The 16,238-nt window shown below is 72.1% G+C and carries 13 protein-coding genes; 9 read left to right on the forward strand and 4 right to left on the reverse strand.

The genetic code is table 11. The features are described 5' to 3' along the window. From ACLJOK_RS07550 to ACLJOK_RS07590, 9 genes are all read left to right on the forward strand, one after another. Entirely contained in the window at nucleotides 1-840 is an 840-nt protein-coding gene (locus tag ACLJOK_RS07550; protein ID WP_112678219.1) for a carbohydrate ABC transporter permease, read from the forward strand. Between the two features lie 39 nt (nucleotides 841-879). Next, entirely contained in the window at nucleotides 880-2,172 is a 1,293-nt protein-coding gene (locus ACLJOK_RS07555; protein ID WP_410817133.1) for an ABC transporter substrate-binding protein, read from the forward strand. 4 nt (nucleotides 2,173-2,176) lie between these two features. Further along, nucleotides 2,177-3,346: an ADP-ribosylglycohydrolase family protein gene (locus ACLJOK_RS07560; protein ID WP_410817134.1), complete on the forward strand. Its 1,170-nt coding sequence runs from the start codon at nucleotides 2,177-2,179 to the stop codon at nucleotides 3,344-3,346. Beyond that, on the forward strand, nucleotides 3,343-4,710 hold the full coding sequence (locus tag ACLJOK_RS07565) for an ADP-ribosylglycohydrolase family protein (RefSeq protein WP_410817135.1): 1,368 nt from the start codon (nucleotides 3,343-3,345) through the stop codon (nucleotides 4,708-4,710). The genes ACLJOK_RS07560 and ACLJOK_RS07565 overlap by 4 nt, the downstream gene beginning before the upstream one ends. Continuing rightward, entirely contained in the window at nucleotides 4,707-5,642 is a 936-nt protein-coding gene (locus ACLJOK_RS07570) for a ribokinase (protein ID WP_410817137.1), read from the forward strand. Before ACLJOK_RS07565 ends, ACLJOK_RS07570 begins: the two co-directional genes overlap by 4 nt. Then, nucleotides 5,639-7,588 (forward strand): SUMF1/EgtB/PvdO family nonheme iron enzyme, encoded by a 1,950-nt coding sequence (locus ACLJOK_RS07575; protein ID WP_410817138.1) that lies wholly within the window; start codon nucleotides 5,639-5,641, stop codon nucleotides 7,586-7,588. The genes ACLJOK_RS07570 and ACLJOK_RS07575 overlap by 4 nt, the downstream gene beginning before the upstream one ends. Next, complete coding sequence (locus ACLJOK_RS07580; protein WP_410817139.1) at nucleotides 7,585-8,772, forward strand: CaiB/BaiF CoA transferase family protein; 1,188 nt, start codon at nucleotides 7,585-7,587, stop codon at nucleotides 8,770-8,772. Before ACLJOK_RS07575 ends, ACLJOK_RS07580 begins: the two co-directional genes overlap by 4 nt. Beyond that, nucleotides 8,772-9,593, forward strand: coding sequence for an HpcH/HpaI aldolase/citrate lyase family protein (locus ACLJOK_RS07585; protein WP_410817140.1), 822 nt, complete (start codon nucleotides 8,772-8,774; stop codon nucleotides 9,591-9,593). The genes ACLJOK_RS07580 and ACLJOK_RS07585 overlap by 1 nt, the downstream gene beginning before the upstream one ends. 164 nt (nucleotides 9,594-9,757) lie before the next feature. Then, complete coding sequence (locus ACLJOK_RS07590; protein ID WP_410817142.1) at nucleotides 9,758-10,441, forward strand: alpha/beta fold hydrolase; 684 nt, start codon at nucleotides 9,758-9,760, stop codon at nucleotides 10,439-10,441. Nucleotides 10,442-10,461: 20 nt separating this feature from the next. Here the strand turns inward: ACLJOK_RS07590 and ACLJOK_RS07595 are convergent, their stop codons facing one another. From ACLJOK_RS07595 to ACLJOK_RS07610, 4 genes are all read right to left on the reverse strand, one after another. Further along, nucleotides 10,462-11,055, reverse strand: a complete 594-nt coding sequence (locus tag ACLJOK_RS07595) for a DUF305 domain-containing protein (RefSeq protein ID WP_410817144.1) — start codon at nucleotides 11,053-11,055, stop codon at nucleotides 10,462-10,464. 71 nt (nucleotides 11,056-11,126) lie between these two features. Then, the gene (locus ACLJOK_RS07600; protein ID WP_410817145.1) at nucleotides 11,127-12,041 is read right to left on the reverse strand and encodes a DUF1996 domain-containing protein; all 915 of its coding nucleotides are present in this window, start codon (nucleotides 12,039-12,041) and stop codon (nucleotides 11,127-11,129) included. Between the two features lie 242 nt (nucleotides 12,042-12,283). Beyond that, nucleotides 12,284-12,946: a C39 family peptidase gene (locus ACLJOK_RS07605; RefSeq protein WP_410817146.1), complete on the reverse strand. Its 663-nt coding sequence runs from the start codon at nucleotides 12,944-12,946 to the stop codon at nucleotides 12,284-12,286. A 1,134-nt stretch (nucleotides 12,947-14,080) separates the two neighbouring features. Continuing rightward, nucleotides 14,081-15,964, reverse strand: coding sequence for a Xaa-Pro dipeptidyl-peptidase (locus ACLJOK_RS07610; RefSeq protein WP_410817147.1), 1,884 nt, complete (start codon nucleotides 15,962-15,964; stop codon nucleotides 14,081-14,083). Between the last annotated feature and the right edge of the window lie 274 nt (nucleotides 15,965-16,238).

Below are 16,238 nucleotides of genomic sequence, written 5' to 3' on the forward strand. Positions count from 1 at the left end.
ATGTTCGGAAAACCGAGCCGCACGAGCCGGACGCTTCAGTACCTGGCGCTCGCCGGTTACCTGATCTTCCTCGGGTTCCCGCTGGTCTGGCTGCTCTCCACGGCGTTCAAACCGCCGCGCGAGCTGGTACGCCTGCACCCGACGTTGATCCCGGACAACCCGACAGTGCAGAACTTCGTTCAGGCCTTCACCGAGCAGGAGCTGGGCCGGGCGGCGCTCAACAGCCTCCAGGTCTCCCTCGCCTCGGCGGTGCTGACCGTGCTGATCGCCATGCCGGCGTCGTACGCCCTCGCCCGGTTCCGCTCCAAGCTCGGCACCGCCGCGCTGGGCTGGGTGCTGCTGTCCCAGCTCTTCCCGTTCGTGCTGCTGATCATCCCGATCTTCCTGGTGCTGCGGCAGGTCGGCCTGGCCAACACGCACGCCGGGCTGGTGCTGATCTACGTGGTCTGGGCGCTGCCGTTCGCGCTGTGGATGTTGCAGGGCTTCGTCCGCAACATCCCGAGGGAGCTGGAGGAGGCCGCCTCGGTCGACGGCGCGACCCGGGTGCAGGTCCTGCGGCGGGTGGTCTTTCCGCTGCTCGCCCCGGGCCTGGTAGCGACCGCGCTGTTCTCCTTCATCTCGGCCTGGAACGAGTTCTTCTTCGCACTGGTGCTGATCAAGACACCGGAGCTGGCCACCCTGCCGGTGGCGTTGGCCCGGTTCGTCGGCATCGAGGGCACCGCCCGGCTGGGACCCCTGGCCGCCGGCTCACTGCTGGCCACCCTGCCCAGCCTGATCTTCTTCGCGTTCATGCAGCGCCGGCTCTCGTCCGGGTCGCTCGCGGGCGCGGTCAAGGGCTGATCCGTCCCCCAACCACCACCACCAAGGAGGTAACCCCCCATGCTCCGTACCCGATTCCGCCGACTCGCGGCGGCCGCCGCGGTCACGGTTGTCGGCCTCGGCGCGCTCACCGCGTGCGGTGCCGGCGGCGACGACGAGGCCACCTCCGGCCCGGCCAAGCTGCGCTTCCTCGGCCTCGCCTGGCAGAAGGAGTCGTTGCAGGTCAACAAGGATCTGGTCGCCAAGTGGAACGCCGAGCACCCGGACATCCAGGTCGAGTACGTCCAGGGTGACTGGAACTCGGTGCACGACCAGCTGCTCACCTCGTTCGAAGGCGGCGACGCGCCGGACATCGTGCACTACGAGGCGTCCTCCATTGGCGAGTTCAGCAAGCAGGGCTACCTGGCCGACCTCTCCGACCTGGTCTCCGACGATCTGAAGGGCCAGATCGACAAGGGCATCTGGGACACCGCCACCGTCGACGGCAAGGTCACCGGTGTGCCGTTCCTGCTGGAGTCGCAGGTCGTCATCGCCAACAAGAAGCTGCTCGACGCCGCCGGTGTCGCGGTGCCGCCGGCCGACGGCGGCTGGACCTGGGACGAGTTCCAGGCCAACGCGCAGAAGCTCACCAAGCCCGGCCAGTACGGCGCGGCCTGGGCGCTGAAGTCGCCGACCAACAGGGTGCTGAACCTGGCGCTCAACTACGACGGCAAGTTCTTCTACGGCGACGGCGGGCGGACCGAGGTCAAGGTCGGCGACGCGGAGAAGGAGGTCCCGAAGCGGATCCACGACATGCTCTACACCGCCAAGTCGGCCTCCCCGGAGGCGCTCGGCATGAGCGGCGCGGACACCCTGCCCGGCTTCTTCGGCGGCAAGTACGCGATGCTGCCCGGCTCGGTGTCGTTGCGCCAGCAGATGGTCGAGCAGGCGCCGGCCGGTTTCGAGTGGGTCACCCTGCCCCCGATCAAAGGGCTCTCCACCAAGCAGGCTGCCAACCCGCAGACGCTGTCGATCTCCGAGGACAGCAAGCACAAGAAGCAGGCCGCACAGTTCCTGGAGTACTTCCTGAACCCGACCAACATGGCCGCCCTGGCCAAGGGCGACTGGTTGGTGCCGACCGGCAAGCAGGCCAACGAGGAACTGGTGAAGCTCACCGCCGGCAAGCAGGGCTGGGACGTCGCCGCGGACAGCGCCACGGACCTGACCGTCGCCCCGTTCCAGCAGGCCGACGGCTACCCGGAGTGGAAGACCAAGTACGCCACGCCGGCCCTTCAGCAGTACTTCGCCAACAAGATCACCCTCGATCAGCTCGGCACGCAGCTGGTCGACGGTGGCAAGCAGGTTCTGAGGTAACGAGATGTCACTCTTGCTCGACACATCGGTCGGTTGCCTGGTCGGCGCCGCGGTCGGAGACGCCCTGGGTGGCGCCACCGAGACGGCGCTGCCCGAGCAGATTCGCACCCGCTTCGGCGGCTGGGTCGAGGGCATCGTGCCCCCGTACCACGCCGACTGGGCCACAGCGCGACCTCTCGCGCCGTACCACAAGGGCGACGGGCACATCACCGACGACACGTTGATGACCCACGCCCTGGTCCGCGCGTACGCGGCCAAACGCGACCACCTCGACGCGTACGACGTGGTGGAGCTGCTGGTTCCCGACCTGATCGAGCGGGTGGTGTACATCCCCGACCTGGAGCGCGACGGGGTGACGTTCCACCGGCTCGCGGCCGCCGAACGGTGGCTGGTCACCCGACTGCACCACGCCCACGCGGACCCGCGCGAGGCCGGGGTCGGCAACATCGTCAACTGTGGCGCGGCCATGTACATGGCCCCGGTCGGCATCGTCAACGCGGGCGACCCGGCCGGGGCGTACGCCGAGGCGGTGGAGATCGCCGGCGCGCACCAGCACAGCTACGGGCGGGAGGCCGCCGCCGTGTTCGCGGCCTCGGTAGCGGCGGCCGCCACCCCCGGCGCGGGCGTCGAGGACGTCGTCGCGGCGGCGCTGGACCTGGCCCGCGACGGCACCCACGCGGCCATCGACGCGGTGGTCAAGGAGGCCCGCGGCCACCACGACTGGAAGCAGGCCATCCCGGCGCTGCGGGCCGCTGTCGCCCCCTACGACACGGTGGGGGAGGAGTACCGCAGCCCCGGCCTCGGCGCGCGGCGGCCCAGTCGGCTGCACGCCATCGAGGAACTGCCGGTGGCTCTCGGCATGCTCGTGGTGGCCGGCGGCGACTTCCGGGCCGCGGTGCTCGGCTCGGTCAACTACGGCCGGGACGCCGACTCCACAGCCACCATGGCCGCCGCCATCGCCGGGGCGCTCGGTGGCGCCGACGCGGTGCCGTCGGAGTGGTCCGACGTCGTCGCCACCGCCTCCAAGACCGACCTGGTGGCGCCGGCCCGGGCCCTCGCGACGGTGGCCGCCGAGGTCTTCGAGCGCGACCAGGCCCGTTTCGCCCGCCGGGCGGAGCGGTTCGCCGGGCTGGCCGCCGGTGCCACCCGGGGGGCTGGGGGCGAGGCCCGGTGAGGATCACCTGGGTTCAGCCGGAGGACCTGCTGCCGCACGAGCTGGCGGCCAGCCGGGACGAGGGGCGCGACGTCGCCGCGATCGCCGACCGGTGGACGGCGGCCGGCGGGGACCTGACCCCACCGGTCAGCGGGGCGTCGGTGACCCCGGCGTCGCCGGAGCTGCGGGCCCTCGCGACGGAGCTGCTGGACGCCGCCGACGCGCTGCCCGCCGCCGACACCGCCGACGAGGCCGACGACCTGGCCTCGCTGCGCGCCGGCTGGCCGGCCAACTGGTCGCTGCCGACCGAGGCGGCGTACGACCGGCTGCACGGCGGGTGGCTCGGCCGGGCGGTCGGGTGCCTGCTCGGCAAGCCGGTGGAGAAGATTCCCCGCGAGGGCATCCGGGAGATCCTCACCGCGACCGACAGGTGGCCACTGCGCGACTGGTTCACAGCAAAGGGACTCCCGGCCGACGTTGCCGCCCGCTGGCCGTGGAACCGGCGCAGCGCGCCGACCAGCCTCGCCGAGAACATCGACGGGATGCCCGAGGACGACGACCTGAACTACGCGTTGCTGGCCCTGCGCGTGCTGGAGACGCACGGTCGGGGCTTCACCAGCGCCGACGTGGCGCAGGCGTGGCTGGACTGGCTGCCCGGTGGGCGGGTCTTCACCGCCGAGCGGGTGGCCTACCGCAACCTGCTGCTCGGGTACCCGCCACCGCAGAGCGCCCGCCGGCACAACCCGTTCCGGGAGTGGATCGGCGCGCAGATCCGCACCGACGTGTACGGCTGGGTCAACCCTGGCCGCCCGGACCGCGCCGCCGAGCTGGCGGTGCGGGACGCGACGGTCAGCCACGTCCGGGGTGGGGTACACGGCGCGCTCTGGGCGGCGGCCCTGGCCGCCGCCGCGCCGGTGGCCGACACCGTGGACGAGGTGCTGGACGCCGCCGAGGCGGTGCTGCCGCAGAGGAGCCGGTTCGCCGCCACCGTCCGGGAGGCGCGCGCCCTCGGCGCGGGGACCGACGACTGGGAGCGCGTGGTCGACGAGCTGTACGCCCGACACGGCCACCTGCACTGGGTGCACGTCCGCAACAACGCGGCACTGGTGGCCGCGGCCCTGGCGTACGGGCGGGGGGACCTGGAACGGTCGATCACCGCGGTGGTCAGCGGCGGCTGGGACACCGACTCGACCGGCGCGACGGTCGGCGCGGTGACAGGTGCACTCACCGGCGCGTCCGGGCTGTCGCAGCGTTGGGTGGCCCCGCTTGGCAACCGGCTGGCCAGCAGCATCGCCGGCTTCGACGGGATCGGCTTCGACGAGCTGGCCGAGCGGACCCTCGCCCTGGCGCGGCCGGGGAGCAGCACGGAAGGGAGCGCGGCATGAGCGCGCGGGTGGCGGTGGTGGGCAGCAGCAACCTGGACCTGGTGGTCACGGCGTCGCGGTTGCCCCGCCCCGGCGAGACGGTGCTCGGTGAGAACTTCCGGACCGTACCCGGCGGCAAGGGCGCCAACCAGGCCGTCGCCGCCGCCCGGGCCGGAGCGGCCTGCGACTTCGTGGGCGCGGTCGGCGACGACGAGTTCGGTACCCGGATGCGGGCGAGTCTCGTCGACGCCGGCGTGGACGTTCGTGGTCTGCGGACCGCCGCCGGCCCCTCGGGTGTCGCGTTGATCGCCGTCGACCGGGACGCGGAGAACTTCATACTGGTCGCGCCCGGCGCCAACGGCACGCTGACCGAGCTGGACGCGGACGACCGGGCGACGATCGCGGCGGCCGACGTGCTGCTGCTGCAACTCGAGGTGCCGCTGACCGCCGTGCTCCAGGCGGCGCACTGGGCCCGGGCCGACGGCACCACTGTGGTGCTGAACGCCGCGCCCGCCGCCGCGCTGCCCGCCGCCCTGCTCGACTTGGTCGACGTGCTGGTGGTCAACGAGCACGAGGCGGCTGTCGTCGCCGAGGTCGCCTCCGACGACCCACCGGTCCTGCTCGACGCCCTGCTGAAGCTGGTGCCCCGGGTGGTGCTCACCCTCGGCGCGCGCGGGGCCGCGTACGCCGATCGACACGGCCTGCGTCTCGCGGTCCCGGCGCCGCAGATCGACGCCGTGGACACCACCGCCGCCGGTGACGCGTTCACCGGCGCGCTCGCCGTGGGATGGGCCGAACGCGGCGCCAGCAGCGAGGACACCGTCACCGCCAGCCTGCGCTGGGCCTGCGCCGCCGGCGCGGCCTGCGCCCAGCGGCCCGGAGCGTCGACAGCCCTGCCCGACCGGCCGGCCATCGACGCCCTCTACGACGCGACCTACCGAGGTGCACAGTGAGCTTCAACCCGTACGTCCCACGCCCGATCGACCGGCCGACCGAGGTGCCGCTGGGCGGGCACGCCGACCTGAGCACCCTGGACGAGGCGAAGATCTTCGCCGCCCCGGCCGCCCCGGCCGACTGGCCCGCCTGGCGCGAACAGATCGCCCGGTGGCGCGTCGACGCCCACGACCGGATCGGCTACGTCGGCGAGCACTACGACGAGATCGCCGGAGACTGCTTCAGCGTCTGCCTGGCCTGGCTCTGGGACGAGACGCTCTACGACCACGAGCGCGGCGTCTTCACAGTCGACGAGTTCCTCGACGCTGCCGGGCGGGACTTCGGCGGCTTCGACGGGGTGGTGCTCTGGCACGCGTACCCGGTGATCGGCCTCGACGACCGTAACCAGTTCGACTGGTACCGGGACGTGCCGGAGCTGCCCGAGGTGGTGCGCGCGTTCCAGCAGCGTGGGGTTCGGGTCTTCGTCGACTACAACCCGTGGGACACCGGCACCCGGCGTGAGCCGGGCAGCGACGCCGAGGAGGTCGCCACGCTGGCCGGCAAGCTCGGCGTCGACGGGGTCTTCCTGGACACCCTCAAGGAGGGCGCCGGGGAGCTGCGCGCCGCGCTGGACGCGGTGCGCCCCGGCATGGTCCTGGAGGGCGAGAGCCGGGTGCCGCTGGCCCGCATCGCGGACCACGCGATGTCCTGGGCGCAGTGGTTCGCCGACTCCGAGGTGCCCGGAGTGCTGCGGGCGAAGTGGTTCGAGCGACGGCACGTGCTGCACCACACCCGGCGCTGGCACCGCGACCACCTCGACGAGCTGCATTCCGCCTGGCTCAACGGCGTCGGCGTGCTGGTCTGGGAGAGCGTCTTCGGCGTCTGGGTCGGCTGGAACGAGCGGGACCGCGCGGTGCTGCGGGCGATGCGCCGGGTGCAGGCCAGCCACGCGGCGTGGTTGCGCGCCGAGGACTGGGTGCCGCTCGCCGACCATCCCGGCGACGGCCAGGTGTACGCGTCCCGCTGGACGCACGACGAAGAGCCGCTGTGGACGGTGGTGAACCGGGGTGCGGACCACGACGGCCCGTGGCTGGTCACCGACCAGATCGCCGGCCGACATTTCGTCGACCTGGTCACCGGTACCGAGCTGACCGTCACCGAGACCGCCGACGGTCGACTGGCCGTGGGCGGCCCGCTCCCGGCCGGCGCGATCGCGGCCGTGACGCGCGGAGTCGCCGCCGCGCACCGGCACGAGTCGCCGACCGGCGACCCGTCCTTCCCGGCCCGCGCCGCGGTGCGCGTCCGCACGCCGTGGGCGCCCCGGCCGCAGGTGCCGCCGGGCCTGGTCGCCGTCGAGGGCGGCCGGCGCGACCTGGTCGTCCGGCACCGGGTACGGGAGACCGGGCTGTACGGCGAGGCGCCCTACGTCGACGAGTGGAAGCCCCTGCCGCCCCGGCTGCACCACCCCGGCGCGCTGCGGCGCAGTGTGCGGCTCGGCCGGTTCGCCATCGCCGTGCACGAGGTCACCCACGGCGAGTACGCCGACTTCCTGCGCGCCACCGACTACGTTCCGGTGCGCCCGGAGCGGTTCACCGCCGGCTCCGGCCCGGCCGACGCCCCGGTGACCGGGGTCGAGCTGGCCGACGCGCGGGCGTACGCGGCGTGGGCCGGGCTGCGTCTGCCCACTGAGGACGAGTGGCAGGTCGCCGCCGAGGCGGGGCTGCTCGTGCGGCGGGAACCGCTGGTGTGGAACCTCACCGAGAGCGAGCACTCCGACGGTCGTACCCGCTTCGTCATCCTCAAGGGTGGCGCCCAGTACCGGGCGGAAGGCTCCGACTGGTACCTCGACGGTGGCCCGCAACCGGCGGACGTCTCGGTGAAGCTGCTGCTCACCGGCGCCGGTCTCGCCCGCTCCGAGCAGGTCGGTTTCCGCTGCGCGGCCGACCTGCCGGAGGTGACCCGGTGACCGCGCCACTGGACGGCGTCACTGTCGTCGATCTGGCCACCCTCTTCGCCGGACCGCTCGCGGCGGCGTTCCTCGGTGACTTCGGCGCCGACGTGATCAAGGTGGAGCATCCGGCCAAGCCGGACCCGTCGCGGGGCCACGGCCCGGCGCGCGACGGTGTCGGGCTCTGGTGGAAGGTGCTCGGCCGCAACAAGCGTACTGTCACCCTCAACCTCTCCGACCCGGACGGCGCGGCGTTGCTGCGCCGGCTGCTCGCCGACGCCGACGTGCTGGTGGAGAACTTCCGCCCCGGAACCCTGGAGCGGTGGGGGCTCGGCCCCGCCGAGCTGCACGCTGTCAACCCCCGGCTGGTGATCACCCGGATCAGCGGGTTCGGGCAGGTCGGCCCGTACGCCCGCCGGCCCGGCTTCGGCACCCTCGCCGAGGCGATGAGCGGTTTCGCGGCGGCCACCGGGGAACCGGACGGGCCGCCCACGCTGCCCCCGTTCGGGCTGGCCGACTCGGTGAGCGCGCTCGCCGCCGCGTACGCGGTGATGCTCGCCCTGCGGGCCCGCGACGTCACCGGCGCCGGGCAGGTGGTCGACCTCGCCATCATCGAGCCGATCATGGCGATGCTCGGGCCGCAGATCACCTGGTACGACCAACTCGGCTACGTCCAGCCCCGGCTGGGCAACCGGTCCAACAACAACGCCCCGCGCAACACCTACCGGTGCGCCGACGGGCGCTGGGTGGCGGTCTCCACCAGCGCGCAGAGCATCGCCGAGCGGGTGCTGCGGCTGGTCGGCCGCGCCGAGCTGATCGACGAGCCGTGGTTCGCCACCGGCAGCGGGCGGGCCGCCCACGCCGACGAGCTTGACGCGGCGGTGAGCGCCTGGGTGGCGCAACGGGACCGCGACGAGGTGGTGGCCGCGTTCGATGAGGCGCAGGCGGCTGTCGCGCCCGTCTACGACGTGCGCGACATCCTTGCCGACCCGCAGTACGCGGCGCTGGGCACCGTGCGCACGGTGCCGGACGAGGAGCTGGGCGAGGTACGGATGCAGAACGTGCCGTTCCGCCTCGGCGAGACGCCCGGCGAGATCCGGCACGCCGGCCGACGGCACGGCCAGGACACCGACGCGGTCCTCGGCGCGCTGGGCCTGAGCGCCGAGGAGTTGGCCGCGCTGCGCGAGCGGGGGGTGCTTTGATGCTGTTGAGCTGGCTCTACGTGCCCGGCGACCGCCCGGACCGGTTCGCCAAGGCGGTCGCCTCGGGCGCCGACGCTGTCATCCTCGACCTGGAGGACGCCGTGGTCGCCGGGCGCAAGGCGTACGCCCGGGACGCGGTCGCCGAGTTCCTCGCCGAGGCGCACCAGGTGCCCGTGCAGGTCCGGGTCAACGAGCTGACCGGTCCGGACCTCGATGCCGACCTGGCGGCGGTGGCCGGCCGGCCCGGGTTGACCGGGCTGCGGCTGCCGAAGGTCGAGTCGGCCGCGACGCTGGCAGCCCTCGCCGAGCGGGTCGACGTGCCAGTGCACCCGCTGATCGAGTCGGCGGTCGGGCTGGAGGCCGCGTACCCGATCGCCGCTGCCCACCCGGCGGTGGCCTCGATCGGGCTCGGTGAGGCCGACCTGCGCTCGGATCTGGGGGTGAACGACGACGACGGGCTGCTCTGGGCGCGCGGCCGGGTCGTGGTCGCGGCCCGCGCGGCCGGTCTGGCCCCGCCGGCCATGTCGGTGTACGCCGACGTCGTCGACCTCACTGGGCTGGCTGCCTCCTGCGCGGCGGGTCGACGGCTCGGCTTCCTCGGCCGCGCGGCAATCCACCCCCGCCAGCTCCCGGTGATCGTCGACGCGTTCCGGCCGGCAGATCGGGAGGTGGCCCGCGCCGCGGAGCTGCTTGCCGCCGTCGCGGACGCGCACCAGCGGGATTCGGGGACCGTGGTCCTGCCCGACGGCCGGTTCGCCGACCGGGCGATGGTGGCCGCCGCCCGCCGCGTCGTGGATCTCGCCGCCCGTTACGCCGCCTGAGCCTCGCCGGCTGCTTGCACCAGGTCGTCGGTGTGGTCGCGCAGATCACGGCACCGACACCTGGAGTTCACCCGCCTCGGGTGGTCGGCGGGGCGGCGCCAGCTATCGTTGGCTCTGCCGGACACACTGTCCGGCAGAGTGTCCGATCAGCGAGAGCGTAGGCCATGACCTCGATCCGCCCCACCCTGTTGCTCGTCCACGGCGCCTGGCACCAGCCGGCCGTCTGGGACCGACTCCGGGCAGAACTGGACGTCCTCGGCTACCAGAGCCGGGCCGTCGACCTGCCCACCTCGGGGCCGGACGCCCGGGGCGGAATGCAGGACGACGCCGCCGCCGTCCGCAAGGAGATCGCGGCGATCGGCGGGCCGGTCGTCGTGGTGGCCCACTCGTACGGCGGCATCCCGGTCAGCGAGGCCGCCACCGGCCTGTCCGAGGTCGAGCACCTCGTCTACCTGACGGCGTACCAGCTGGACCGTGGCGAGTCGATGCTCAGCTTCCACGGCGTACCGGACCCGGTCGAGACCGACGTGTTGATCCCGATTACCGGGGACCCGCGGACGGCGTTCTACGGTGACCTGGCGGACGCCGTTGCCGAGGCCGCCATCAGTCAGCTGGTCGACCAGCGCCTGCGGGCATGCGTCGACCGGGTGACCGAGCCGGCCTGGCGCTCGATCCCGTCGACCTACATCGTCTGCACCAACGACCAGGCCGTTCCGGTGCCGCTCCAGGAGAAGATGGCCGGTCGGGCCACCAGCGTCCGGCGGCTCGAATCCAGCCACTCACCGTTCCTGTCCCGTCCGGTCGACCTGGCCGCGCTGCTCGACGAGATCGTCACCCCTCGCGGCTGAAACCGCGTTCACCCCTGCCGTTACGCGGGGTCGAGGTGATCGAGTCGTGCGAGATCGGCGGTGCCGGACCGGACCACGGCCGCCGCCAGCGCCACTGTCGCCGGCTGGACTCCGCTCTGCTGTTCAGCGGTGGCGATCCGGACCGACTGCGCGAGATGCGCCCGCAGGTGCCCGGCGAGCAGGCGGTGAAACGACTGCCCGCTGGCCGCCCGCAGCGCGGCCATCTCCTGCGCGGTGGCCATGCCCGGCATGTCGTGCCCCTCGTGCGGATTGGTGGTCGGAGCGGCGGCATCGGCCAGTAACTGGCGGGCACGGTCCAGGTCGGCGCGCCGGGTGGTCGCCACCTGGGTGGCCGTCCGCCGCCAGGCCGCGTCGGTGGTCCGCGCCGGCACCAGATCGAGCGCGGGCAGCAGGCGTTCGGTCATCGCCACCGTCAGTTGCAGCCAGGCGATGTCGGTGGGGTTGAACGCCGTACCCGTGGGTGTCGGCGCTGTCGTCGCCGGAGGCGCGGTCACGGATGGTGTGGTGGTGCTGGCCGCGTCCCGTGGCCCGGCGCCGCAGCCGGCGACGAGCAGCACGGCGATGAGCACTGTGAACGCCGTGGGCTGGTGCATCCGATCTCCCTTCCCAACCAGGGCGGCGGGCCCGGGTGACCGGACCCGCCGCCGTGGTGTGGAGCTGTCGCTCAGATCGGTCGGCCGTCGTGACCGCACTTGATGACGGGACGGATGCAGTCCTGGACCCGGCGGGCCAACTCCGCCACCGGCCAGGCGTTGAAGAAGTCGCCGTGCATCGTGTAGCCCGGCCCGGAGGCCAGCCGGAACCGCGACGGGTCGCCGGTCACCGGGTACCGGAGCACCTGGCGCAACTTCGGCACGTGCACCGGGTGGGTGCTCGGGCAGGCCTGGTTCACCGGGTACGCCAGGTGGCTCTTGTGGTCCGGCGAGTCGAGGTCACGGCCGTTCCAGCACTGCGGGAAGTCCAGGTACGACTCCAGCATCGTGCCCGACGGACAGTTGACGAAGTCCTTCGACGGCGGCACGTGCCCGGCGTGCAGGCAGGACCAGCGGGCGATGCTGTCGTTCGGCCCGGTGGCCTTCGCGTTGCCGGCGACGAGCCGCAGCCCCAGCGGGAACGGCTGGGTGTTCGCGACGACGTCGGCGCGTACGCCCTCGCCCAGGTAGTAGAACGTGGCGATCGCCGGCTCCACCGCGACGTTGTCCCGATAGAGGGTCGGCACCCAGTACGACGAGACGTCCACCCGCGGGTTGCAGGTGGTGGGCGAGTTGACCAGGTCCGGGAGGGTGGTCCTGGCGTTCGTCACAGTGCTGCCGAAGAAGCTGTGCATGTGCGACGCCCCGGGCAGCCCGGGGAAGACGATCGGGTCGTCCGGCAGCCGGTGGCTGTAGGTGCAGTCGGCGGGGAACTCGGCGACCCGGATGGCGTTGGCGCCGAAGTCAGCGCCGGCTTTGCCGGGGGCGGCGTCGGCCCGGTTGGTGGTGGACACCAGGTACGTGCCGAGTAGCACCAGCAGGGCGCCGATCGCCGTGGCGAGGCGCAGTCGGCGGGGGATGCCGGAGAGGGGTGCGGCCCTGTCCATCGTGACTCCTGTCGGGGACGGGTCAGGGACAGCTCCGGCGCCGCCGCCGAAGGCATCGGAGTTGTGCCTGGCCAGACTGGGTGGTGGCCGGTTGGGCCGGTGCGAGAGAGCGCTCTCACTGCCCCCCAGCCTCACGCCGAAGTCGACAATTGTCAATACGTGCCGCAGTTGGTGGAAAAGTCGACGAAGGGCCGGGCCCCGTGGTGGGGTCCGGCCCTTCGGTGTGTGCTGGTGTGCAGGGGTCAGCTGGTGGCGTAGCCGCGGGTGGCGATCCAGTCGGCGAGGTGTTCGACGCTGATCTGGTAGGCGGCTTGGTTGGGGTCGGCGGAGTCGGCGATGGTGACGGTGTTGCCGTTGTCGCGGTAGCCGACGACGCTGATGTAGTGCCCGCCCTCGTAGGAGTGGCTGGTGCCGGCGGTGTCGGTGCTGGTGCCGGCGATGTTGGCGACCACGGCCCGGCCGTCGTCGACGGTCTTGACGATGTCGGCGCGCAGGGTGTCGGTCTGCTTGGCGTCAGCGTCGGGGGTGCTGATCTCTACGGACCGGTAGGCGTTGGTCTTGCCGGTTTCCTTGTTCAGCACGGGGGTGATGTCGTTGATGGAGTTGGTGCCGGCTTCGGTGGTGCCCATCTCCTTGGCCATGTCGTCAACGTTGATGTTCTTGCCCTGCACACTCAGGGCGTTGCGGGTGGCGGCGGGGCCGCAGTAGTAGAAGTTCGGCTGTGCCTCGTAGCGCACACCCAGTTCCCGCTCACCGTGACCCTTACGATCCGACTGGGTCTGCGTCGTGGGCTTGCTGGTGGTGGGTGCGGCGAAGGCGGTGGTGACGGGGCCGGCGATGGCGCCTCCGGTGAAGGCGAGGCCGGCGGCGGTGAGGGCGGTCTTACGGATCAGATCGGTACGCATGATGGCGTGCTCCTCTGCATCGGGGGTGCCCACACAACCTCGAGGGCTGTGGTCGTGCGGGGGGAAGTTCGAGGGGGTTCTGCCCGGTGACCCGCAACGGGGGTCGGCGTCGGGACAGGGTGTAACCGTTGCCGGTAGCGGGTCATTCCGCCTACCCGCGGAGGCCGGCCGACTGTGGTGCTCGGCCGTGCGGGGGATGTAACCGGGGCGGCCTGACGGGTGTTCCCGGCGGCTGCCGTGCCCGGCCATCGTGCTGCTCGGCCGTTCGGGGGATGCAACCGGGGCGGTTCTGCCGGGTGTTCCCGGCGGCTGTCTCCGGCCGGAGGATCTGGCGGCGTTCCCGGCGGGGCCGGCGCACCATCACCCGGGCTGTTGCGGTGGTCTGCCAGGTATAACGACCCGGCCCGGTCGCCGATTCCGTCGCCGGGGTGGCCCCGACCACCCGACAGCCGGTACTAAACCTGACAAATCACCCACCGTGCTGGGTCCAGTGATCCGGACACGGCGGACGAGGCGGGTGATCGACTCGGGTTCCTGGAAGTCGTGGGGTCTGGGTGCCGGGGATGCCCCGCCTTCATGAAAGCCGAGTCGATCATGCCCGTGTGCCCCGTTTCGCGCGCCCCGAACCGGGCCGCCCCGGGGCCAGTGCGTCGTATGGCCCGGCCTGATCGGGGGCGGCGTGTCGTGTGGTCCGGCCTGATCGGGGGCGGCGTGTCGTGTGGTCCGGCCTGATCCGGGTCAGCGCGGCGTGTGGTCCGGCCTGGCCCGGGTCAATGCGCCGTGCGTACCCGGCGCAAGATCGTGCTCAATCCAGGAAACAGGCCCTTCCTCGTGCCACGAGGCCACTACATCCAGGATCGAGCACGATCATGCGGACTTGGGCAGGGCGGCGAGTCGAACCGACGCGGGGTCAGTGTGCCGTGTTGACCCGGCACGGCGGACGGATGGCCTGATCGACTCGGGTTTGGTGACATTGCGGTGTCCCGGCGCCGGGAACACCCCGACATCAAGGAAGCCGAGTGGATCACGCCGCTGCGTGGCAGCCGGCAGCCCGAACGGCGGAACGGTCCCCGACGTGCGGGTGGGGCAGCCCGAACGCGTCGGACTGCCCCACCCGGGAGTGCGGGAACGAGATCAGAACCCGAGGACGCTCCGCCCGCCGACCACCGGCAGTCGCAGTTCGCTGTCGTTCGGTGCGACCCGCAGCTCGGTGCCACCCAACGGCAGCAGGGTGTACTCCTGGTCGCTGGAGAAGACGACCACGCCGATGCGGTGCCCTGCCGGGAAGACGTAGTCCTTCGGCTCCATGGTCCACCGGTAGTCGTACAGCTTGCCCTGCTTGACCGGCTCGGTGCGCGCGGCGCTCTTGCGGTTCTGCGGGTCCATCCACCCTCGCGTCACCACGGTCGGGGCGGCGGTCGATCCGGCCGGGCCGTAGTCGACCAGGTACGCGGTGAGGTTCGCGTCCGGCTTGTTGTCGATGGCCATCCGCAGTCGCATCTCCGGACGCCCGGAGATGCGCACGCTCTGCGTCAGCTCGGGGGAGCGGTAGGCGAGTCGGTTGGCGCTTGCGGTGTCCGGGTTGGACACCAGGGTGTCCGGGTGAATGGTCCTGCCCTCGTCGACGAAGCTCTGCTCGACCTTGGCCTTCGGCGGCTTTCCGGTGGTGAGCGCGCCGGGTGCGGTGGTGTCGGTGGCCGCGAAGCGCAGGCCGACCTCCCGCGCCGCCGGGTCGGGCCAGTTGGCGTACGTGGTGTAGGCGCGGTCCTCGCGCTGGAGCACCGCCGTCGGCTCGTCCATGATGCCGTTGCGCACGTTCCACAGCCAGAAGTCGAACCAGCGGTTCTCGGTCTGCTTGTACGTCCACGTCTGGCCGCTGGGCAGGGTCACCGACGCGCTGCTGCCGGGACCACCGTGGCCGCCCTGGTGCAGCCAGATCTTGCGGGGGACGTCGCGCTTGGCGAGCTGGTCCCACCAGCCGGCGAAGTGTTCGGTCTTGACGTTCCAGTCGTTGAGGCCGTGCACGACGAAGACGCTGGCCTTGACGTCGCGGGCATCGAGGTAGTCGCGGTCGCGCCAGAATTTCGAGTAGTCGCCGGTGACCCGGTCCTGCTTCGCGGTGATGCCCGCGAGTTCGTCGGCGCACTGCCCTTCGGCGCGGGCCTGCCCTGCGGTGTACTGGGCCAGGATGTCGAGGTCCTCGCCCTGGAACGTCCCGGGAGCGACCACCAGGCCGTTGGCCCGGTAGTAGTCGTACCAGCTGCTGATCGCGGAGACCGGCACGATGGTCTTGAGCCCCTTGACGCCCGTGGTGGCCACCTGGTTGGGCAGCGTCCCGTTGTAGGAGACACCGGTCATGCCGACCGCGCCGGTGGTCCACCCGGCGGTGACCGGGGCGCCGTTCGCGTCGTACCCCATGGCCCGGCCGTTGAGCCAGTCGATGACCGCCTTGGTGCCGAGCGTCTCGGCCTGGTCCCCGCTGGTCGGGCAGCCGTCCGAGTCGCCGGTGCCGACGCTCTGACCGAGCACCACCGCGTAACCGCGCGGCACGTAGTAGTCGTCCAGTGAGCCGGGCAGGTTCGCCTTCGCCTGGGCGCGTTGTGCGCCGGAGTCGAGCGCGCGTCGCCCGTCGCGGTCCGTCAGGCCGTTCTGCGGCAGGTCGTCGACCAGCACGCTCGGGTACGGCACGTCACCCCAGGTGCCCTTGCGGTACGGGCTGTGCTCGAAGATGACCGGCACCTTGAAGCCCTGCGTGGCGGTCTCCCGGGGGCGGGAGATGTCGATCGCCACCCGGTCGGGTCGACCGTCGCGGTCGGTGTCCACAGGGGTCTGGACGAACACCCGCTCCTCGATCGCGTCGGCGAGCGAGAACACCGGTTGGGTCATGCCGTCGCTGACCACGATGCCGGTGGGCGTGGTGGGCGTGGGCGGAGCGGCAGCCGCGGGTGGGGCTGCGCTGAGGACCAGAGCGCCGGACACGCCGATGCTCAGGAGTGCCAGATGACGGGGTCGACGCATGCGCGTCTCCCTTCGGTTGGGCTGGTTGCCGGGGGTCGGCAGGGGCCAATCTCGAAGATCCATTCGTGGTCATGCTAGGTCCGGGCCGGCGTCCCGTCGATCCCTTCGGCTGGGGGCGCATCTGTCGTCGACGCCGTCGCTGCCGGCCCGGTAGGCGGCAATCGAAACGACATCGAACTGAGCCCGGTCGCGAAACAGCGCCGAAATCCTCAGTACGTGGGCCGGAAAACCCCTCGTCGAGGGGTGCCCGGATGATCCTTTCCCTGCATATGAT

This window comes from Micromonospora sp. 050-3 (assembly GCF_046549335.1).
Lineage (GTDB): Bacteria > Actinomycetota > Actinomycetes > Mycobacteriales > Micromonosporaceae > Micromonospora > Micromonospora trifolii.